The 20,231-nt window shown below is 56.7% G+C and carries 20 protein-coding genes; 13 read left to right on the top strand and 7 right to left on the bottom strand.

All coding sequences use genetic code 11. The features are described from left to right. The first annotated feature begins 183 nt into the window (after positions 1-183). Both brnQ and proY read left to right on the top strand, forming a co-directional pair. The gene (gene brnQ, locus PAG01S_RS07960; RefSeq protein ID WP_033771063.1) at positions 184-1,503 is read left to right on the top strand and encodes a branched-chain amino acid transporter carrier protein BrnQ; all 1,320 of its coding nucleotides are present in this window, start codon (positions 184-186) and stop codon (positions 1,501-1,503) included. A 70-nt stretch (positions 1,504-1,573) separates the two neighbouring features. Then, on the top strand, positions 1,574-2,926 hold the full coding sequence (gene proY, locus PAG01S_RS07955; RefSeq protein ID WP_031593969.1) for a proline-specific permease ProY: 1,353 nt from the start codon (positions 1,574-1,576) through the stop codon (positions 2,924-2,926). A 514-nt stretch (positions 2,927-3,440) separates the two neighbouring features. Here proY and PAG01S_RS07950 read toward each other — a convergent pair. The 3 genes from PAG01S_RS07950 to PAG01S_RS07940 all read right to left on the bottom strand — a co-directional run bounded on the left by PAG01S_RS07950 (position 3,441) and on the right by PAG01S_RS07940 (position 6,298). After that, positions 3,441-4,697 (bottom strand): histidine-type phosphatase, encoded by a 1,257-nt coding sequence (locus tag PAG01S_RS07950; RefSeq protein ID WP_062758255.1) that lies wholly within the window; start codon positions 4,695-4,697, stop codon positions 3,441-3,443. Beyond that, positions 4,698-5,510 carry an inositol monophosphatase family protein gene (locus tag PAG01S_RS07945; RefSeq protein WP_010255344.1) on the bottom strand — a complete coding sequence of 271 codons (813 nt, stop codon included), beginning with the start codon at positions 5,508-5,510 and terminating at the stop codon, positions 4,698-4,700. Positions 5,511-5,716: 206 nt separating this feature from the next. After that, on the bottom strand, positions 5,717-6,298 hold the full coding sequence (locus PAG01S_RS07940) for an ACP phosphodiesterase (RefSeq protein WP_022626127.1): 582 nt from the start codon (positions 6,296-6,298) through the stop codon (positions 5,717-5,719). A 103-nt stretch (positions 6,299-6,401) separates the two neighbouring features. Between PAG01S_RS07940 and queA the strand changes: the two genes are divergently transcribed. The 5 genes from queA (at position 6,402) to secF (ending at position 11,883) form a co-directional block, all read left to right on the top strand. After that, complete coding sequence (queA, locus tag PAG01S_RS07935; protein ID WP_031592197.1) at positions 6,402-7,472, top strand: tRNA preQ1(34) S-adenosylmethionine ribosyltransferase-isomerase QueA; 1,071 nt, start codon at positions 6,402-6,404, stop codon at positions 7,470-7,472. A gap of 78 nt (positions 7,473-7,550) precedes the next feature. Next, positions 7,551-8,699 carry a tRNA guanosine(34) transglycosylase Tgt gene (gene tgt / locus PAG01S_RS07930; protein ID WP_010255351.1) on the top strand — a complete coding sequence of 383 codons (1,149 nt, stop codon included), beginning with the start codon at positions 7,551-7,553 and terminating at the stop codon, positions 8,697-8,699. Then, complete coding sequence (gene yajC / locus PAG01S_RS07925) at positions 8,699-9,031, top strand: preprotein translocase subunit YajC (protein WP_010255353.1); 333 nt, start codon at positions 8,699-8,701, stop codon at positions 9,029-9,031. Before tgt ends, yajC begins: the two co-directional genes overlap by 1 nt. 25 nt (positions 9,032-9,056) lie before the next feature. Then, entirely contained in the window at positions 9,057-10,904 is a 1,848-nt protein-coding gene (secD, locus tag PAG01S_RS07920; protein WP_010255355.1) for a protein translocase subunit SecD, read from the top strand. 10 nt (positions 10,905-10,914) lie between these two features. Continuing rightward, positions 10,915-11,883 (top strand): protein translocase subunit SecF, encoded by a 969-nt coding sequence (gene secF / locus PAG01S_RS07915; RefSeq protein ID WP_010255357.1) that lies wholly within the window; start codon positions 10,915-10,917, stop codon positions 11,881-11,883. 65 nt (positions 11,884-11,948) lie between these two features. On the opposite strand, the gene PAG01S_RS07910 is transcribed toward secF, so the two are convergent. Next, positions 11,949-12,518 carry a SadB/YajI family lipoprotein gene (locus PAG01S_RS07910; RefSeq protein ID WP_010255359.1) on the bottom strand — a complete coding sequence of 190 codons (570 nt, stop codon included), beginning with the start codon at positions 12,516-12,518 and terminating at the stop codon, positions 11,949-11,951. Positions 12,519-12,534: 16 nt separating this feature from the next. Next, entirely contained in the window at positions 12,535-12,972 is a 438-nt protein-coding gene (gene lysM, locus PAG01S_RS07905; protein WP_010671197.1) for a peptidoglycan-binding protein LysM, read from the bottom strand. 188 nt (positions 12,973-13,160) lie between these two features. Between lysM and nrdR the strand changes: the two genes are divergently transcribed. The 6 genes from nrdR (at position 13,161) to pgpA (ending at position 17,231) form a co-directional block, all read left to right on the top strand. Further along, entirely contained in the window at positions 13,161-13,610 is a 450-nt protein-coding gene (gene nrdR, locus PAG01S_RS07900) for a transcriptional regulator NrdR (RefSeq protein WP_009091750.1), read from the top strand. Between the two features lie 3 nt (positions 13,611-13,613). Continuing rightward, a complete protein-coding gene (ribD, locus tag PAG01S_RS07895) occupies positions 13,614-14,714 on the top strand; it encodes a bifunctional diaminohydroxyphosphoribosylaminopyrimidine deaminase/5-amino-6-(5-phosphoribosylamino)uracil reductase RibD (RefSeq protein WP_031592195.1) in 1,101 nt (366 codons plus the stop codon). A 90-nt stretch (positions 14,715-14,804) separates the two neighbouring features. Beyond that, positions 14,805-15,275: a 6,7-dimethyl-8-ribityllumazine synthase gene (ribH, locus tag PAG01S_RS07890; RefSeq protein ID WP_010255369.1), complete on the top strand. Its 471-nt coding sequence runs from the start codon at positions 14,805-14,807 to the stop codon at positions 15,273-15,275. A gap of 19 nt (positions 15,276-15,294) precedes the next feature. After that, entirely contained in the window at positions 15,295-15,714 is a 420-nt protein-coding gene (nusB, locus tag PAG01S_RS07885; RefSeq protein WP_010255372.1) for a transcription antitermination factor NusB, read from the top strand. 55 nt (positions 15,715-15,769) lie between these two features. Continuing rightward, positions 15,770-16,747, top strand: a complete 978-nt coding sequence (gene thiL, locus PAG01S_RS07880) for a thiamine-phosphate kinase (protein WP_010255374.1) — start codon at positions 15,770-15,772, stop codon at positions 16,745-16,747. Then, positions 16,737-17,231: a phosphatidylglycerophosphatase A gene (gene pgpA, locus PAG01S_RS07875; RefSeq protein WP_031293112.1), complete on the top strand. Its 495-nt coding sequence runs from the start codon at positions 16,737-16,739 to the stop codon at positions 17,229-17,231. The genes thiL and pgpA overlap by 11 nt, the downstream gene beginning before the upstream one ends. Before the next feature lie 66 nt (positions 17,232-17,297). On the opposite strand, the gene PAG01S_RS07870 is transcribed toward pgpA, so the two are convergent. Further along, positions 17,298-18,272 (bottom strand): aldo/keto reductase, encoded by a 975-nt coding sequence (locus PAG01S_RS07870; protein WP_033756762.1) that lies wholly within the window; start codon positions 18,270-18,272, stop codon positions 17,298-17,300. Positions 18,273-18,354: 82 nt separating this feature from the next. Beyond that, entirely contained in the window at positions 18,355-20,220 is a 1,866-nt protein-coding gene (gene dxs / locus PAG01S_RS07865) for a 1-deoxy-D-xylulose-5-phosphate synthase (RefSeq protein ID WP_010671199.1), read from the bottom strand. Positions 20,221-20,231: the final 11 nt, after the last annotated feature.

Genomic DNA, 20,231 nt, shown 5'->3' with positions numbered 1-20,231 from the left:
AACGTTTTACTTAGCGCCGTTGTCGATCCATCCCTCTGTGAACAGAATAAAAGCAGCTCAAATCACCTGTGCTTTACCCTGCGACGAGCATAATGCGCTGACATTGTCAGCCTGGTCGCGGTTTACACGCAGCGAGGGGACAACACTAACCCAACTTCCACCGCAACATCAGTGACAGGCCGTATGACACATCGTTTAACTTCGAAGGACATTCTCGCGCTGGGCTTTATGACATTCGCCCTGTTTGTTGGCGCGGGCAACATCATTTTCCCGCCCATGGTCGGTATTCAGTCTGGCGAACACGTCTGGACTGCCGCGATTGGTTTTCTGATTACCGCAGTCGGTCTGCCCGTGATGACCGTGATCGCGCTGGCCCGCGTCGGCGGCGGCGTGGATGCGCTCAGCACCCCGATTGGCAAGGTCGCTGGCATCGTGCTGGCCACCGTTTGCTATCTGGCTGTCGGGCCGCTGTTTGCCACACCGCGTACGGCCACGGTCTCGTTTGAGATGGGTATTGCCCCGCTGACCGGTGATGGCGCGCTGCCGCTGTTTATCTATAGCCTGATTTACTTCACGCTGGTGATTGGCGTATCGCTCTATCCCGGCAAGCTACTCGACACGGTAGGGCACTTCCTTGCGCCATTAAAAATTATTGCGCTGACCGTGCTGGGCGTTGCTGCCCTGGTGTGGCCTGCTGGCGGCACGGTTCCGGCTACCGCTGATTATCAGCGTGCGGCCTTCTCCAGCGGTTTCGTCAATGGCTATCTGACCATGGATACGCTGGGCGCGCTGGTATTTGGCATCGTAATTGTCAACGCCGCCCGTTCGCGTGGCGTCGATAATGCCGCGCTGCTGACCCGTTATACCGTGCTGGCAGGGTTAATCGCCGGTCTGGGCCTGACGCTGGTCTACCTATGCCTGTTTAAGCTGGGCGCGGGCAGCGGTGCGCTGGTGGATCAAAACGCTAACGGCGCAGCGATTCTGCACGCGTATGTTCAGCACACCTTTGGCAACATGGGCAGCTTCTTCCTTGCCGCGCTGATCTTCGTCGCCTGTATGGTGACCGCCGTAGGCCTGACCTGTGCCTGTGCGGAATTTTTTGCGCAATACCTGCCGTTATCGTATAAAACGCTGGTGTTTATTCTGGGTCTGTTCTCCATGGTGGTGTCGAATCTCGGCCTGAGCCACCTGATTCAGATTTCCATCCCGGTACTGACGGCAATTTATCCGCCCTGTATCGTGCTGGTGGTGCTGAGTTTCACCCTCAACTGGTGGAATAAGAGCAGCCGGATTATCGCGCCAGCCATGTTAATCAGCTTGCTGTTCGGTATTGTTGATGCGATTAAAACCACCGGGTTTAAAGATTTGCTGCCCGCTTTCAGTCAGCATCTGCCGCTGGCCGATCAGGGTCTCGCCTGGTTGCCGCCGTCGCTGGTGATGCTGCTGATTGCCGCTGTTGTTGATCGGGTGAAAGGGCCGGAACAGGTGACCGTTCACTCGTAGCAGAGAGCACTGATTTTTCTTTAACCACGGGCCTGCCCGTGGTTTTTTCATTTCACAGGTACAGGTTGTTATGCAAGAAACCAACAAGCTCAAACGCGGACTGAGCACGCGCCACATCCGCTTTATGGCGCTGGGATCGGCGATTGGCACCGGGCTATTCTACGGTTCCGCTGACGCGATAAAAATGGCCGGACCGAGCGTGCTGCTCGCCTATATCATCGGCGGGGCAGTGGCTTACATCATCATGCGTGCACTGGGTGAGATGTCCGTTAACAATCCTCAGGCCAGCTCCTTCTCACGTTACGCGCAGGACTATCTTGGGCCGATGGCAGGCTACATCACCGGCTGGACGTACTGTTTTGAAATCCTGATCGTGGCGATTGCGGATGTCACCGCGTTCGGCATCTATATGGGCGTCTGGTTCCCTGAGGTGCCGCACTGGATTTGGGTGCTGAGCGTGGTGCTGATCATCGGTGCCGTCAATCTGATGAGCGTGAAGGTGTTCGGCGAAGTGGAGTTCTGGTTCTCCTTCTTCAAAGTCGCCACCATTATCGTGATGATTCTGGCCGGTTTCGGCATGATCATCTGGGGGCTCGGCAACGGCGGCCAGCCGACCGGCATCCACAATCTCTGGACTAATGGCGGCTTCTTTGCGCACGGCGTAGTCGGTATGCTGCTGTCGCTGCAGATGGTGATGTTTGCCTATGGTGGCATCGAAATCATCGGTATCACCGCCGGTGAAGCGAAAGATCCGGAGAAGTCGATTCCGCGCGCCATCAACTCGGTGCCGTGGCGCATTCTGGTGTTCTACGTCGGCACGCTGTTTGTGATTATGTCGATCTACCCGTGGAATCAGGTGGGCACCTCGGGCAGCCCGTTTGTGCTGACCTTCCAGCATCTGGGCATTGCGGCGGCCGCCTCTATCCTCAATTTCGTGGTGCTGACCGCGTCACTCTCGGCGATTAACAGCGATGTGTTTGGCGTGGGCCGCATGCTGCACGGGATGGCGCAGCAGGGACATGCGCCGAAGGTCTTTATGAAGGTCTCTTCGCGCGGGATTCCGTGGGTGACGGTAGTCGTGATGATGTTCGCCATGCTGATTGCGGTTTATCTCAACTACCTGATGCCGGAAAAAGTCTTCCTGGTGATCGCCTCGCTGGCGACCTTTGCAACGGTGTGGGTCTGGATCATGATTCTGCTGTCGCAGATCGCGTTCCGTCGCAAAATTGGTAAAGAGGCCGCCAGTAAGCTGCAGTTTGCGCTGCCAGGCGGCAGCTGGACTGCTGGCGTCGGCGTAGCCTTCCTCTGCTTTATTATCGGTCTGATTGGTTATTTCCCCGATACCCGCATTTCCCTCTATGTCGGTATGGTGTGGATAGTGGTGCTGCTGCTGGGCTATAAGCTGGTTCGTAAACCCCGCTAATCTCCTGTTCTGCTCTCTCATTCGTGGGGGAGCAGAACACGCTATTTCCCGCGCTTTTATATTCCTGCTCATCTGATTATTTATGTGACCCAATCCACAATATGGAATCCTGTTATCAGGAGCAAAACGCCTGCCTGCGAAATAAGTTTATGTCCCGGTTTATATCCATGAATGCGTATTTTAATTGGCAGTGAATGTGGCGGATAGTGATAACCGGGCAGAAAGCGATAAGGGAGATTCAGAGAAGTGAGCGTGCAGTCACACAGGCGCTGGCGGGCAGCAGTAGCGGGGCGTGTAAGAAATAAAAAACGGCGAAACCAGTCGCCGAAATACTCAAGAATTACAGGAAAATAGTTAATAAAGGGATGATTGACGGGTCTATCGTAAAACAAAACGAGTGGCGCTGATAGTCAGGCGATTTAAATAAGAAAAGGTCGGAATGGCGTTAATTAACAGCGGTTAACATTATTCAGGCCGCGTTGATGCTGCGGCCTGAATTTGATTAGCCACGGACTCAGGGCAATATAACCGAAACCGGCAGCACAGCGCTGTTATCCAGCTTTTTCCGAAGCTGAGTCAGCGTGGATTGATAAGGGCAGAGCACGCCGACATCGGTGATTCTGCAGTCTTGCTGATGCCACTCCTGACGTAATAACGGATGTTTATCATCAATCGGTTGTAACTGACGAATCCCATCCAGACTCTGCGCCTGGAAATAGAGCCGCAAAAAACGTTCGCCGCTGTGGGTGTCGCGCCAGCGCTCCAGCACCAGACTACTGCCCGGTGGAATGTTGCCGCGTGAATAGCCTGGCAACTGCCAGCTAAAGCCCATCAGGGTGCGCACCATCGCAATATTGGTGTCATGTGCCACCAGAATCAGCCAGCGGCCCGGCGCGCTATCGGAAGCAATCGCCTCCAGCAGGGCGTTGAGCAATATTGAGCCACGGCGCTGTGCCTGATAGAGCACGTCGTTGCTGAGATCGTAGTTTGCGGTCAGCAGCGGCAGCAGCGTGGTGATCTGCGCGGCCGAGGTGATGTGTCCCCAGGCGAGCTGGTCCAACGGCAGGTTTTCGCTGTAGCCCAGTCGCAGCGTCTCCACCATGCTTGCCATCACACTCAGCCCGTAAACGTATGTGTTGCCGTTACGGGTTTGCCGGAACGACCAGGGCGCATCAAAGAGGGGGCAGTCAGTAGCTGGCGGGCAGACGGCGGCTTTCAGCTGCTGAATGGCGGGTTGCAACTGCTGTTGCAGCCGCGCCAGATCGCCCGCTTTCTGCTGCTTAGCCGCCAGCTCCTGAGCAGGATCGCTCTGGGTGATCGTCAGCTTTTCACTCTGGAACAGGGGATCGACATCGCCCGCTACGTGATGCACCGGCACGCCGCAGCCGGGAAAGGCCCCGTCAGTCAGCGCTGCGGCCGTGGCACGGGTGCGCTGCAGCGGACTGGCGCGCACGTAGACCTGTGCCGCATCAGGACAGCCCGCGCCCAGCAGGCCGAGCTGGCGATAGTGCTCGCCTTCCCAGCGTCCTTTATTGACCACCGCGCTGTAGCCATGACCGGTCAGCTCGCCATCGGCGCTGGTCCACTGCGTCCAGGGTTGCTGGCTGGCGGCTTCAATCTCTTTGCGATTGCCGGGGGTGGGCGGACGGACACCGTGACGGCTCAGTTCGACCACCTTCTCCAGCTGGTAATCCGCCGCCTGTGACGCCGGACTTAACAGCCAGAGAGAACAGAGGATCAGCGCGCAGCGGTACAGGCCTGGCAGCGTCATTTACTCCTCCAGCGCGCGATTACCGGTCAGCGCTTTGATTTTTGGATAAAGAGTCGCATTGGCCAGCAACACCGGGTTGCCGTTTTTTAGCCCCTCGTTGCGCAGATAATCATTAGTGACGCCGCCCGCTTCGCGCATCAGGACGATGCCCGGCAGACTATCCCAGGGATGCATATGCGCTTCATAGTAGCCAATCAGTCGCCCGGCGGCCGCCCAGGCGCTGGTCAGCGCGCCAGAACCGATGCGAATAAACATGCCACCCTGTTCAGTTAAGCCGCTAATCAGGCGCGAGACGCTTTCGGCAGGGGTGCGACTGGAGTTGCTGATGCCGAGCAAACCCTCGTTGAGATGCGTCGCGCTATGAACCTGCAAACGGCTCTCATTAACCCACGCACCCTGACCTGCTCGTGCGTGAAACAGCTCCTGATGATTGGGATCGCAGACCACGCCGATTACCGGTTCGCCGTCACAGACCACCGCCAGCGAGACGCACCAGTTAGGCAGGCCGTTGACGAAGCAGGCGGTGCCGTCGATGGGATCGACCACCCAGATAAAGGGCGCGCCCTGAACCTCACCACCGCTCTCTTCGCCATAGACAGCATCGTCAGGAAAGCGCTCAGCGATTAATGTCTTAATCAATGCCTCAACGTTACGATCAGCCTCGCTGACCACGTCCTGCAAATCCCTTTTGTGTTCCACCACCAGTGTCTGACGCTGCTGATACCACGAATAAGCCCGGCTGGCCGCCGCACGGGCGATGTCGCAGGCGTAACGGTAACGCGCGTCAATTTCAGAATGCGAAGCGGATGACATCTTTTCCTCTTATGTCTTTTGGTCAAAACGAACGGAAGGCACGCCTGAACAGGCGGTCTGGCTGTGATATTTACTTAACTATTGTTAAGAAAGGCTTCATTAAGCCGCAGATAGGCAGCAATGGCAAGATGGTGCAGGGCCGGGTGAGGCGCTTTCCCGGCGGGCGAAAGCTGGCGTCCGCCAGCCCGGCAGCAGAGGATCGGGTTTTACAGGGTTCTGCTGGTCGCCAGCGCCATTAAACGCGGATAAAAAACAAAAAACAGCGCTTCCAGCTGATCATAGTGTTGCGTGAAATCGTGGTAGGAGTCGCGCAGGGCTGCCAGGCGTGGACGGCGGCTGGCCATGCCGTGCAGCACCCGCTCCAGCCGCGCGGGCTGGGCATAATGCTCAAACCAGCGCTCGCGCCACATCACCGCGTTGAGTTCCTGAAACTCGATGGGGGTGTCTGCCAGTTGCGGCATGATTTCACGTTCGGCGGCGGCAGAAAAGTGCACCAGCGTCTGGCCGGGCGTGAAGTGCTGCCAGTGCCGGGCCAGAAAATGGTCCCAGATGACGTCCAGCGTAATGGGTGCCACGCGATAGGTTTCGGCACGGAACAGCTGACGGGCGCTGCGCACTTCCGGCAGCGCATCGGTCATCACATCGAGACGACGGTGCATCAGAATGCCGTCCGCGACGGGCGCAGACCAGTGCTGGTGCGGGTTGCCACGCACAAAATCGGCCATTAAATTGCCGAGTAAGGAGCTGTCGGCCAGCTTAGCCAGATGGAGATGAGCAAGAAAGTTCATGCCGCATTATAGGCTGAACTGCCTTTGCGCAGCCAGTTGTTCAGAATTGGTCTATTTTCCGCTAAACTGTGCCGCCTGTTTTTGCCTGAGAAAGAACTCTTTCATGCGTGTCGCCGATTTTGCTTTTGAACTGCCCGAATCCCTGATTGCTCACTATCCCCAGGCGCAGCGCAGCGGCTGTCGTCTGCTGTCGCTCGAGGGTCCCAGCGGGACGCTGTCGCACGGTGTGTTCACCGACGTGCTGGATAAGCTGAATCCGGGCGATCTGCTGGTGTTCAACAACACCCGTGTGATTCCGGCGCGCGTCTTTGGCCGCAAAGCCAGTGGCGGCAAAATCGAGATGCTGGTGGAGCGGATGCTCGACGACAAGCGTGTGCTGGCCCATGTGCGCGCCTCGAAAGCGCCGAAGCCGGGAGCAGAACTGCTGCTGGGCGAAGACGAGAGCGTCAAAGCGACGATGGTGGCGCGTCACGATGCGCTGTTTGAGATTGTGTTTGATGATGAGCGCGCGGTGCTCGACATCCTCAACAGCGTCGGCCATATGCCTCTGCCGCCTTATATCGACCGTCCGGATGAAGAGGCGGATCGCGAGCTCTATCAGACGGTTTACAGTGCCCGACCGGGTGCCGTTGCGGCACCGACCGCCGGTCTGCATTTTGATGAACCGCTGCTGCAGGCGCTGAAAGAGAAGGGCATTGAGATGGCGTTTGTGACGCTGCATGTCGGTGCAGGAACCTTCCAGCCGGTGCGCGTCGACACCATCGAAGAGCATCACATGCATGCTGAATATGCCGAAGTGCCGCAGGAGGTTGTTGATGCGGTGCTGGCCTGTAAAGCACGCGGCAATAAAGTAGTCGCTGTCGGCACCACCTCTGTCCGTTCGCTGGAGAGCGCCGCCAAAGCGAGTCAGGATGCCCTGATTGCGCCGTTCTTCGACGATACCCAGATTTTTATCTATCCGGGCTATGAGTATCAGGTGATCGATGCGCTGATCACCAACTTCCATCTGCCCGAATCGACTCTGATTATGCTGGTCTCGGCGTTTGCCGGTTATCAGCACACCATGGCCGCGTACCGCGCAGCCGTGGCTGAGCAATATCGTTTCTTCAGTTATGGCGACGCGATGTTTATCAGCAAAAATCCGCAGGCGCCGCTGGAAAAAGTGGGCGACTGATTTATTAACCGATAGCCGGAATCGACTGAGAGCGACTGAAGGTTATCTGCATCGGACTGTTTCTCCGATGGAGGCTTTGTGAAATTTGAACTTGATACCACAGACGGGCGCGCACGCCGTGGCCGTCTGATTTTTGATCGCGGTGTGGTGGAAACCCCTGCGTTTATGCCTGTTGGCACCTATGGCACCGTTAAAGGCATGACGCCGGAAGAAGTGCAGGAGACCGGCGCGCAGATCATTCTGGGCAATACCTTCCACCTCTGGCTGCGTCCGGGCCAGGAGATCATGAAACTGCATGGCGATCTGCATGACTTTATGCAGTGGAAAGGGCCGATCCTGACCGACTCCGGCGGCTTCCAGGTCTTCAGCCTGGGCGACATCCGTAAAATCACCGAAGCGGGCGTGCATTTCCGTAACCCGATCAACGGCGACCCGATCTTCCTCGATCCGGAAAAATCGATGGAGATTCAGTATGACCTCGGTTCTGACATCGTGATGATTTTCGATGAATGTACGCCCTATCCGGCGGACTGGGACTACGCCAAACGCTCGATGGAGATGTCGCTGCGCTGGGCGCAACGCAGTCGTGACCGTTTTGACAGCCTGGGCAATAAAAATGCGCTATTTGGCATTATTCAGGGCTCGGTTTACGAAGATTTACGAGATGTCTCGGTGAAAGGTCTGGTAGAGATTGGCTTTGATGGGTACGCTGTGGGCGGCCTGGCGGTGGGTGAGCCTAAGCAGGACATGCACCGTATTCTTGAGCACGTCTGTCCGCAGCTTCCGCAGGATAAACCGCGTTATCTGATGGGTGTCGGCAAGCCAGAAGATCTGGTTGAGGGCGTCCGTCGCGGCGTCGATATGTTTGACTGCGTGATGCCGACCCGTAATGCCCGAAATGGTCATCTGTTTGTGACCGAGGGTGTGGTGAAAATCCGCAACGCCAGATACAAAGATGACACTGCGCCACTGGATGCGGAGTGTGATTGTTACACCTGTCGCAATTATAGCCGCGCCTACTTGTATCATCTCGACCGTTGTAACGAAATACTGGGCGCGCGTCTGAACACTATCCACAATTTGCGCTATTACCAGCGCCTGATGGCAGGTTTACGCCAGGCCATCGAAGAGGGTAAATTAGAGCGCTTTGTAAACGAGTTCTACCAACGGACGGGCAAAGAAGTTCCGCCTTTAACGTCTGATAATTCATCAATGAGGGAAATTTAATGAGCTTTTTCATTTCTGACGCCGTGGCCGCAGCAGGCGCACCGTCTCAGGGAAGTCCGTATTCTCTGGTGATCATGCTGGTGGTGTTTGGTCTGATTTTCTATTTCATGATCCTGCGTCCGCAGCAGAAACGTGCGAAAGAGCACAAGAAGCTGATGGATTCTATCTCTAAGGGTGATGAAGTGCTGACCAGCGGTGGCCTTGTAGGCCGCGTAACAAAAGTCTCTGACACGGGCTACGTAGCTATCGCGCTGAATGACACCAATGAAGTCGTCATTAAACGTGATTTCGTCGCCGCCGTGCTGCCTAAAGGCACTATCAAGGCGCTGTAATTCTTTCTTCCCTAAGGGAACTGCCGTGTTAAATCGTTATCCTTTGTGGAAGTACGTGATGCTGGTCGTCGTGATTCTCGTCGGCCTGCTCTATGCGCTTCCCAACCTGTATGGTGAGGATCCGGCCGTTCAAATCACTGGTGCGCGCGGAAGCGCCGCCAGTGAGCAGACGTTGGATCAAATTCAGTCCGCATTAAAACAAGACAATATCCAGAGCAAATCTGTTGCGCTGGAAAATGGTGCGATTACCGCGCGCTTCAATAATACGGATGTGCAGTTACGCGCCCGTGAAGCGATCATGAAAGCGTTGGGTGAAAACTACGTTGTTGCGCTGAACCTCGCGCCAGCCACGCCTCGCTGGCTGTCGATGCTGTCAGCAGAACCGATGAAACTCGGTCTCGATCTGCGTGGTGGTGTGCACTTCCTGATGGAAGTGGACATGGACACCGCGCTCGGCAAACTGCAGGAGCAGAATGCTGACTCGCTGCGTAGCGACCTGCGCACCAAAAGTATCCCTTACACCACCGTCAACAAAATCGCGAACTACGGCGTGGAAATTCGTTTCCGTGACGCAGCCAGCCGCGATGCGGCGATCTCCTGGCTGACCTCGCGTCATCAGGATCTGGTGATCAACAGCAGCGGCAGCGATGCTCTGCGTGCCACCATGAGCGATGCCCGTCTCAGCGAAGCGCGTGAATATGCGGTTCAGCAGAACATTACTATTCTGCGTAACCGTGTGAACCAGCTGGGCGTGGCCGAACCGCTGGTACAGCGTCAGGGTTCCGATCGCATCGTAGTTGAGTTGCCGGGTATTCAGGATACGGCACGCGCTAAAGAGATTCTGGGTGCAACGGCGACGCTGGAATTCCGTCTGGTAAACACCAGCGTGGATCCAACCGTAGCGGCCAGTGGTCGTGTACCGGGTGACTCTGAAGTTAAAGACATGCGTGATGGCCAGCCGGTGGTGCTCTACAAGCGGGTGATCCTGACCGGTGACCATATCACCGACTCGACTTCCAGCATGGATGAGTACAACCAGCCACAGGTGAACATTTCACTGGATGGCGCAGGCGGTAACATCATGTCGAACTTCACCAAGGACAACATCGGCAAGCCGATGGCGACCCTGTTTGTGGAGTACAAAGACAGCGGTAAGAAAGATGCCAATGGCCGTTCAATTCTGGTGAAACAGGAAGAGGTGATTAACGTCGCCAACATCCAGTCTCGTCTGGGGAACAGCTTCCGCATCACCGGTATCAACAACCCGAACGAAGCGCGTCAGCTCTCGCTGCTGCTGCGTGCCGGTGCGTTGATTGCGCCCATCCAGATTGTGGAAGAGCGTACTATCGGGCCGACCATGGGTCAGCAGAACATTACTCAGGGTCTGGAAGCCTGCCTGTGGGGTCTGCTTGCGTCGATCCTGTTTATGGTGGTGTTCTACAAGAAGTTTGGTCTGATTGCGACCAGCGCGCTGCTGGTTAACCTGGTGCTGATTGTCGGCATTATGTCGCTATTGCCGGGCGCGACCCTGACCATGCCGGGTATTGCCGGTATCGTGTTAACGCTGGCGGTGGCGGTGGATGCCAACGTGCTGATTAACGAACGTATTAAAGAAGAGCTGCGTAACGGGCGCTCGGTTCAGCAGGCAATTCATGAGGGCTATAAAGGCGCCTTCTCCAGTATTGTCGATGCGAACGTGACCACCCTGATCAAAGTTATCATTCTTTATGCAGTCGGCACCGGTTCGATCAAAGGCTTTGCTATTACCACCGCAATTGGTATCGCAACCTCAATGTTCACCGCGATTGTCGGTACCCGTGCCATTGTTAACCTGGTTTACGGTGGCAAACGCATCAACAAGCTGTCTATCTGAGGAGTGCGTTGTGGCACAGGAATATAACATTGAGCAGTTGAACCACGGGCGTAAAGTCGTCGACTTTATGCGCTGGGATAAGCTGGCCTTCATCATTTCGGGACTGCTGATTCTCGCCGCGATTGCTATCGTGGGTGTGCGTGGTTTTAACTGGGGCCTCGATTTCACCGGTGGTACGGTGATTGAGATCGCGCTGGAAAAACCGGCCGATCTTGAAGTCCTGCGTGGCGATCTGGTGAAAGCGGGCTTTGACGAGCCGCTGGTTCAGAACTTTGGCAGCAGCCGTGATGTCATGGTGCGTATGGCACCGGTTACCGGCCCGGCGGGCACCGAGTTAGGCAATAAAGTGGTGTCGGTGATTAACCAGACCACCCAGCAGAATGCTACCGTTAAGCGCATTGAGTTCGTGGGTCCGAGTGTGGGCAGCGACCTGGCGCAGGCGGGTGCGATGGCGCTGTTGTCCGCGCTGATTGCGATTCTGATCTACATCGGTTTTCGCTTTGAGTGGCGTCTGGCGCTGGGTACCGTGCTGGCGCTGGCGCATGACGTGATCATCACCTGCGGCCTGCTGGCGCTGTTCCGCATTGAAATCGACCTGACGATTGTTGCCTCACTGATGTCGGTGATTGGCTACTCGCTTAACGATAAAATCGTGGTGTCGGACCGTATTCGTGAAAACTTCCGCAAGATCCGTCGCGGCAGCTCTTACGATATTACTAACGTGTCACTGACCCAGACGTTAAGCCGTACGCTGATTACCTCGCTGACCACGCTGGCGATGATCCTCATCCTCTTCGTGTTTGGTGGTGCGCTGCTGAAAGGCTTCTCACTGACCATGCTGATTGGTGTGACGATTGGTACGATTTCATCAATTTATGTCTCTTCGGCGCTGGCGCTGAAGCTGGGCATGAAGCGTGAACATATGCTGGTGCAGAAAGTCGAGAAAGAGGGCGCCGATCAGCCTTCTATCCTGCCTTAATCGCCGCAGAGAAATAAAAACGGGCAGCCATGTGGCTGCCCGTTTTTTTTGCACCTGTGATCAGATCAGGGTGCAGCAGGGGAGGTCTGGGCAGGTGCGTCGCCGGTGACGTTATGCACGCGGACATAACCTGATTGATCCGGCGTGAGGCCGCTGAGTCGCAGCGGTATGCTCACCGAATGCTGGGGCAACAGCGAGGCAGGGACCGCTATTGTCTGACTCAGACTGCCGTTACTCAGTGGTTTACCGGTTGCCGGATCGAGTTCGCCCCAGTTCACCGTAGCGTGCAGGGCAGGCAAAGGGCGATCGTCCATTGAGCGTACCGTCAGGGTTGCCCGCGAGCCGCTGGCTTCAGCAGTGACAGGCGAGAGCGCCAGTCGCAGCGTGCCGAGCTGGGTTTGCAGCGCCACCGGCGTGTTCGCCTGCGGGATCAGCCACGCGCCTTGCTGCGAATGGCTGTTTAGCTGCCCCTGAATCTCCAGCGCACTGGCCTGCGTGGTCAGGTGCTGCATCTGCTGATTAAGCTGACTCACTTCCTGATGCAGCTCTCTGACCTGCGGATTGCTGGCGCTACTGCTGCAACCGCTCAGCATCACCAGAGAGAGCGCCACCGGAACCCAAACCATCCTGCTCATAAGTTATCCTTGTCCGTTATTTTGGAATACGTAAAACCTGGCCAGGATAGATCTTATCAGGATGAGAGAGCATTGGCTTATTCGCTTCGAAAATCTTGTTGTATTCGTTGGCATTTCCATAAACCTGTTTGGAAATTGCGCTCAGCGTGTCGCCTTTTTTCACGGTGTAAAGTTCTGACTCGGCCGCGCTGTCTGTCACGGTCACCTTATCTTCCACTTTGGTGATGCCTGCAACGTTACCGGCTGCGATCAGAATCTTCTCTTTCAGCTCCTGGGAAAGGCCATCGCCCGTCACGGTCACGGTATCGCCGTTGACCTTCACATCCACTTTGTCGCTGTCGGGTAACCCGAGCTTGTTGATGTGATCCTGCAGCTTTTTATTCTGGTCATCGCCGCCATTCACGGCATCCCATAATTTTTCACCGGCTTCTTTCACAAAATTAAACAGACCCATACAACCTCCAGTGTGTTAGTGGATATACGCCGTCTTTCGGCTCTATAAGCGTAGACCCTTTTGCCGTCGCTGATATTTAACATCATTTATGCTGTGCGTGGTGGCACAGGAAAGGCACGGAAGAGATTTTGTTGATTCGCAGTTCGCGTTACACTGTCTGGCCCATCTCTCTCGCGTCAGGAAACGTCATGCATTGCCCATTCTGCTCCGCTGTGGACACCAAAGTGATTGATTCTCGTCTGGTTAGTGAAGGCTCTTCGGTGCGCCGCCGCCGCCAGTGTCTGATGTGTCATGAGCGTTTTACCACCTTCGAGGTGGCGGAACTGGTGATGCCACGCGTGGTGAAAAGCAATGACGTGCGCGAACCCTTTAATGAAGACAAAATGGCCAGCGGGATGATGAAAGCGCTTGAGAAGCGTCCGGTCAGCGCCGATGCGGTTGAAAGCGCCGTAAACCATATTAAAACCCAGCTGCGTGCCACCGGTGAACGTGAGATCCCCAGTAAGCTGATTGGCAATCTGGTGATGGATGAGCTGAAGAAGCTCGATAAAGTCGCCTACATCCGCTTTGCCTCGGTTTACCGCAGCTTTGAAGACATTCGTGATTTTGGCGAAGAGATCGCCCGGTTACAGGATTAAACCATGGATGAACTTTATATGGCGCGTGCGCTGGAACTGGCGCGACGCGGCCGCTTTACGACGATGCCGAACCCCAATGTGGGCTGCGTGATTGTGCGCGATGGCGAGGTGGTCGGTGAGGGCTGGCATCAGCGCGCCGGTGAACCGCATGCTGAAGTCCACGCCCTGCGCATGGCGGGTGAGAAAGCGCGTGGCGCAACCGCCTATGTCACGCTGGAACCCTGCAGCCATCATGGCCGTACGCCACCCTGCTGTGATGCGCTGATCGCCGCTGGCGTTACCCGTGTCGTGGCCGCCATGCAGGATCCGAATCCGCAGGTGGCGGGGCGCGGACTGCACCGTCTGCATCAGGCGGGCATTGAGGTCAGCCACGGTCTGATGATGCCGGAAGCGGAGGCGCTGAATCGCGGTTTCCTCAAACGCATGCGCACTGGCTTCCCCTGGATCCAGCTCAAGCTGGGTGCCTCACTGGATGGCAGAACGGCAATGGCCAGCGGCGAAAGTCAGTGGATAACCTCGCCGGCTGCCCGTCGTGATGTGCAGCGCCTGCGTGCGCAGAGCGCCGCCATTCTCAGCAGCAGCGCCACGGTGCTGGCGGACGATCCTTCCCTGACGGTACGCTGGTCTGAACTCAATGCAGAGAGCCAGGCACTGCTTGATGAGCAGCAACTGCGTCAGCCGGTGCGGGTGATTATCGACAGCCAGAATCGCGTGACGCCGCAGCATCGGCTCATTGAGCAGCCAGGCGAAACCTGGCTGATGCGTCATCAGCCCGATCAGCAGAGCTGGCCCGCTGACGTGACGCAAATCGCAGTTCCGCTGCGCGAACAGCAGCTGGACCTGGTGGCGATGATGATGCTGCTGGGACAGCGGCAGATTAACAGCGTCTGGGTTGAAGCGGGCGCAACGCTGGCCGGTGCCCTGTTGCAGGCCGGACTGGTCGATGAACTGATTGTTTATCTGGCGCCTAAGCTGTTAGGTCATGAAGGACGCGGGCTGTGTCAGCTGCCGGGACTAAGCCAGCTGGCTGACGCACCTGCCTTCCGTTTCAGTGATGTCCGCCAGGTCGGTGACGATTTACGCCTGACCCTGACACCACAATAACACGGTCGGAAAAGCGAGAGCACGCCGCCCAAGAGTATGATAGAATCCGCCCCCCTGCGCGGGGCCAACCAAACCCCTGAAAGGATAAGTATGAAAGTTATCGAAGCTGCTGTTGCAACGCCTGAGGCCAATGTTGCCATCGTTATCGCGCGTTTTAACAACTTCATTAATGACAGCCTGCTGGATGGCGCAGTTGATGCCCTGAAACGTATCGGCCAGGTCAAAGATGACAATATCACCGTAGTCTGGGTGCCTGGTGCATACGAACTGCCTCTGGCAGCACGCGCGCTGGCCAACACCGGCAAATATGATGCGATTATCGCACTCGGTACGGTTATTCGTGGTGGCACTGCGCACTTCGAATATGTGGCGGGTGAAGCCAGCTCCGGTATCGCCAGCGTTGCCATGAACAGCGAGATTCCTGTCGCGTTTGGCGTGCTGACCACTGAAAGCATCGAGCAGGCCATTGAGCGTGCCGGCACCAAAGCGGGTAACAAAGGTGCTGAAGCGGCTCTGACTGCGCTCGAAATGATCAACGTATTGAAAGCCATTAAAGCCTGATTTTTGTAAGGGGAATTTTGTGAAACCTGCTGCTCGTCGTCGCGCCCGTGAGTGCGCTGTTCAGGCGCTTTACTCCTGGCAGTTGTCGAATAACGACATTGCCGATGTGGAATACCAGTTTCTGGCGGAACAGGACGTCAAAGACGTCGACATTACCTACTTCCGCGAACTGCTGTCCGGTGTGGCGACCAACAGTGCGTATCTGGATGGACTGATGAAGCCCTATCTGTCGCGTCAGCTCGAAGAGCTGGGCCAGGTAGAAAAAGCTATCCTGCGCATCTCGCTGTATGAGCTGAGCAAACGTAATGATGTGCCTTATAAAGTGGCCATCAACGAAGGGATTGAGCTGGCGAAAGTCTTCGGTGCCGAAGACAGTCATAAATTTGTTAACGGCGTGCTTGATAAAGCCGGTCCACAAATTCGACCCAATCGCAAATAAACAAAAAGGCCGGCTTGCCGGCCTTTTTTCATGAAGGGTTAAGCGGAACGCAATTATGTCTTGTGGTGAATTTGAACTCATCGCACGCTACTTCAACCGCAGAACACGCAGCCGCCGTGATGTCGAACTCGGCATCGGTGACGATTGTGCGTTACTTAGCGTGCCGGAAAAACAGACGCTGGCGATCAGCACCGATACCCTGGTCGCGGGTGTGCACTTCTTAAGGGATATCCATCCTGCCGATCTGGGTTACAAAGCCCTGGCTGTGAATCTCAGCGACCTTGCTGCCATGGGCGCCGACCCTGCGTGGCTGACACTGGCCTTAACGCTGCCGCAGGTCGATGAGAGCTGGCTCTCTGCCTTCAGCGAAAGCCTGTTTGAACTGCTGGAATATTACGACATGCAGCTGGTCGGCGGCGACACCACCCGTGGCCCGCTGAGCCTGACGCTGGCGATTCACGGTCTGGTGCCGCAGGGCCGTGCCCTGAAACGTTCAGGCGCGAAGCCGGGTGACTGGATTTACGTGACCGGTACGCTGGGTGACAGCGCGGCGGGCCTGGCGCTGCTGCAGCATCACTGCCGCATCAGCGATCCGGCGGTGCATGAAGCGCTGATTAAACGTCATCTGCGTCCTATGCCGCGCATTCTGCAGGGCCAGGCGCTGCGTTCGCTGGCCTCCTCAGCGGTGGATCTTTCCGACGGCCTGATTTCCGATCTCGGCCATGTGCTGAAAGCCAGCGGCTGTGGCGCACGGCTTAATCTGGATGCGTTGCCCCTTTCGGCTGCGTTGCGCGATCATTTCGATCCTGAGCAGGTATTGCGCTGGGCGCTGAGTGGCGGAGAAGATTACGAACTCTGCTTTACGGTGCCCGAGGTCAATCGCGGCGCGCTCGATGTGGCGCTGGGTCACCTGGGCGTGCCCTATACCTGCATCGGACAGATGGCGCCGGAGTCGGAAGGCTTAACGCTGCTGGATAATGGCAAGCCCGCCACATTCCGTCATAAAGGGTTTGATCACTTTGATGCTAAATAACGACGTGGCGAAGAGTCGCCTGCGGATGAGCAATCCCTGGCATCTGCTGGCGACCGGTTTCGGCAGCGGATTAAGCCCGGTCGTGCCTGGCACCATGGGATCGCTGGCGGCCATTCCGTTCTGGTGGCTGATGACCTATCTGCCGCAGGATCTCTATTCGCTGGTGGTGCTGGTCGGTATCTGCGTTGGCGTCTATCTCTGCCATCGCACCGCCAAAGATATGGGCGTACACGATCACGGCAGCATTGTCTGGGATGAGTTTATCGGCATGTGGATCACGCTGATGGCGATTCCGGTCAACAGCTGGCAATGGGTTCTGGGTGGCTTTGTGCTGTTCCGTATTCTTGATATGTGGAAGCCGTGGCCGATTCGCTGGTTTGACCGCAATGTGCATGGCGGCATGGGCATTATGGTGGATGACATTATTGCTGGCGTGATTTCCGCTGCCATGCTGTATGGCTTTGGGGTCTGGCTGGCGGGTTAACTGCCAGGGCTTTTCACACCGCGACAGAAGGTGACGCCCGGGCAGGGCGTCACTTTGTTGCCAGCCTTATTCGAATCCTACCGGCTGATGCGGCTGATAGACCTCTTCCAGCAGTGCAACTTCCTCGTCACTCAGCGTGACATCCACCGCCTTCACCAGATCCTCAAACTGCTCAGCACGCGACGCACCAATAATCGGCGCCGTAACGGCAGGCTTGCTCAGCAGCCAGGCCAGAGCCACCTGCGCCCGCGTTACACCTTTACCTTCCGCCACCTGCGCCAGCCGCTCTGCAATCACGGCATCATTCTCTTCGGTATTGTCATAGAGCGACGCCATCACTTTGTCAGAGGCGGAACGCGCGGTATTTTCCCCCCACGGGCGGGTCAGCTTACCGCGCGCCAGCGGACTCCACGGCAGCACGGCAATCTGCTCTTGCAGGCAGAGCGGATGCATTTCACGCTCCTCTTCGCGCTGAATCAGGTTGTACTGATCCTGCATGCTGACAAAGCGATGCCAGCCCTGTTCCGACTGCATCTGCAACGCCTGGGCAAACTGACTGGCGTGCATCGACGAGGCACCGATATAACGTGCTTTGCCAGACTGCACGACTTCATGCAGCGCTTCCAGCGTCTCTTCCAGCGGCGTCTCATAATCCCAGCGGTGAATCTGCAGCAGGTCGACATACTCCATGCCGAGACGCTGCAGGCTGTCATCAATGGATTGCAGAATATTCTTGCGCGACAATCCCTGTGACAGATTGGTCAGCGGGAAATAGACTTTGGTGGCGACCACGATCTCTTCACGGCGGGCAAAGTCTTTCAGCGCCCGGCCCAGGATCTCTTCGCTGCTGCCATCTGAATAGCTGTTGGCGGTATCGAAAAAGTTGATCCCCGCGTTCAGCGCCTGCTGGATCAGCGGACGGCTGCTCGCTTCCGGCAGCGTCCAGGCATGGTTGCCGCGCGTGGGCTCGCCATAAGTCATGCAGCCAAGACAGAGACGTGACACCTGCAGATCGGTGGTACCCAGTTGAATCGTTTTCATGGTGGAGGCTCCTGCGAAAGTGCAAAGGTCTTAGCATAGCAGGATGTTGCGCTCCCCGAGGGGGGAGCGCAGCGAGGAGAGGTTACTGCGCCAGCCAGCGGGCGATCTGCTGCTGAATGCCCTCCGCGTCCAGCAGATAGTCATGACGCACTTCGTCCTGCGTCCCCTGCGGGATGAACTCATCAGGCAGACCGATGTTCAGCACCGGAACAGCCAGACGTTTCGCCATAACAAATTCATTGACGCCACTGCCGGCACCGCCTTTGATGGCGCCTTCTTCCAGCGTAATCAGCGAGTCGTGCGTGGCGGCGAGCTCGGCGATCAGCGCCTCATCCAGCGGCTTCACAAAGCGCATGTCGACCAGAGTCGCATTCAGTGCTTCCGCCGTGGCGGCTGCTTCCGGCAACAGGGTGCCGAAATTCAGAATCGCCAGCTTTTCACCCTGACGTTTCACCACGGCTTTACCCAGCGGCAGGCTCTGCAGCGGTGCCAGTGGCGTACCCACACCGGTACCGCGCGGATAGCGCACTGCACTTGGACCATCCTGATAGTGATAGCCGGTGTAGAGCATCTGCCGACACTCATTTTCATCGCTGGGGGTCATGATCACCATATCCGGCACGCAGCGCAGATAGGCGAGATCAAACGCGCCCTGGTGAGTCTGACCATCCGCGCCAACAATACCGCCGCGATCGATAGCAAACAGGACCGGCAGTTTCTGGATGGCGACGTCATGGATCAGCTGATCGTAGGCGCGCTGCAGGAAGGTGGAGTAGATAGCAACAATCGGTTTATAGCCGCCAATCGCCATACCGGCAGCGAAGGTCACGGCGTGCTGCTCGGCGATTGCCACATCAAAATATTGTTTCGGGAATTCGCGTGAGAAGGCCACCATGCCGGAGCCTTCGCGCATTGCTGGCGTAATCGCCATCAGTTTCGGATCGTCGGCGGCCATTTCGCACAGCCAGTTACCGAAGATTTTAGAGTAGCTCGGCAGGCCTTCCGCGCTTTTTGGCAGTTCGCCAATCGCAGGATCGAATTTAGGCACGGCGTGCCAGGCAATCGGATCTTCCTCTGCCGGGGCGTAGCCTTTGCCTTTCTTCGTCATGATATGCAGGAACTGCGGCCCTTTCAGGCTGCGCATGTTGCTCAGTGTATTGACCAGCGTCAGCACATCGTGACCATCTACCGGGCCGATATAATTAAAGCCCAGCTCTTCAAACAGCGTACCCGGCACGACCATGCCTTTGAGATGCTCTTCGGTGCGTCTTACCAGCTCTTTGATCGGTGGCAGGCTGGTCAGCACACGCTTGCTGCCTTCGCGCAGTCGCGCATAGGTTTTACCCGACAGGATCTGCGCCAGACGGTTATTCAGCGCGCCGACGTTTTCGGAGATCGACATCTCGTTGTCGTTGAGGATCACCAGCATGTCCGGCTTGATATCACCGGCATGGTTCATCGCTTCAAACGCCATGCCAGCGGTGATGGCGCCATCGCCAATAATACAGGCGGTGCGACGACCCTGACCTTCACGTTCTGCCGCCGCGGCCATGCCGAGACCGGCACTGATGGAGGTTGACGAGTGACCGACGCTCAATACGTCATATTCACTTTCGCCGCGCCATGGAAACGGGTGTACGCCATTTTTCTGACGAATCGTACCGATGCGATCGCGGCGACCGGTCAGAATTTTATGGGGATAAGCCTGATGACCCACATCCCATACCAGATGGTCGAAGGGGGTGTTATAGACATAATGCAGCGCGACCGTCAGTTCGACCACGCCCAGACCCGACGCAAAATGGCCGCTGGAGCGGCTTACACTGTCTAACAGATACTGACGCAGTTCATCACAGAGCGCAGGCAACTTCTCTTTCGGCAGGGCGCGCAGCTCCTGAACCGTGTTTGCCAGCGCCAGTGTCGGGTATTTAGCAATATCAAAACTCATCAGAGACTCAT

This window comes from Pantoea agglomerans NBRC 102470 (assembly GCF_001598475.1).
Taxonomy (GTDB): Bacteria; Pseudomonadota; Gammaproteobacteria; order Enterobacterales; family Enterobacteriaceae; genus Pantoea; species Pantoea agglomerans.
The sequence above is the reverse complement of the archived record's forward strand: the minus strand, read 5'-3'. Positions and strand labels throughout refer to the sequence as shown.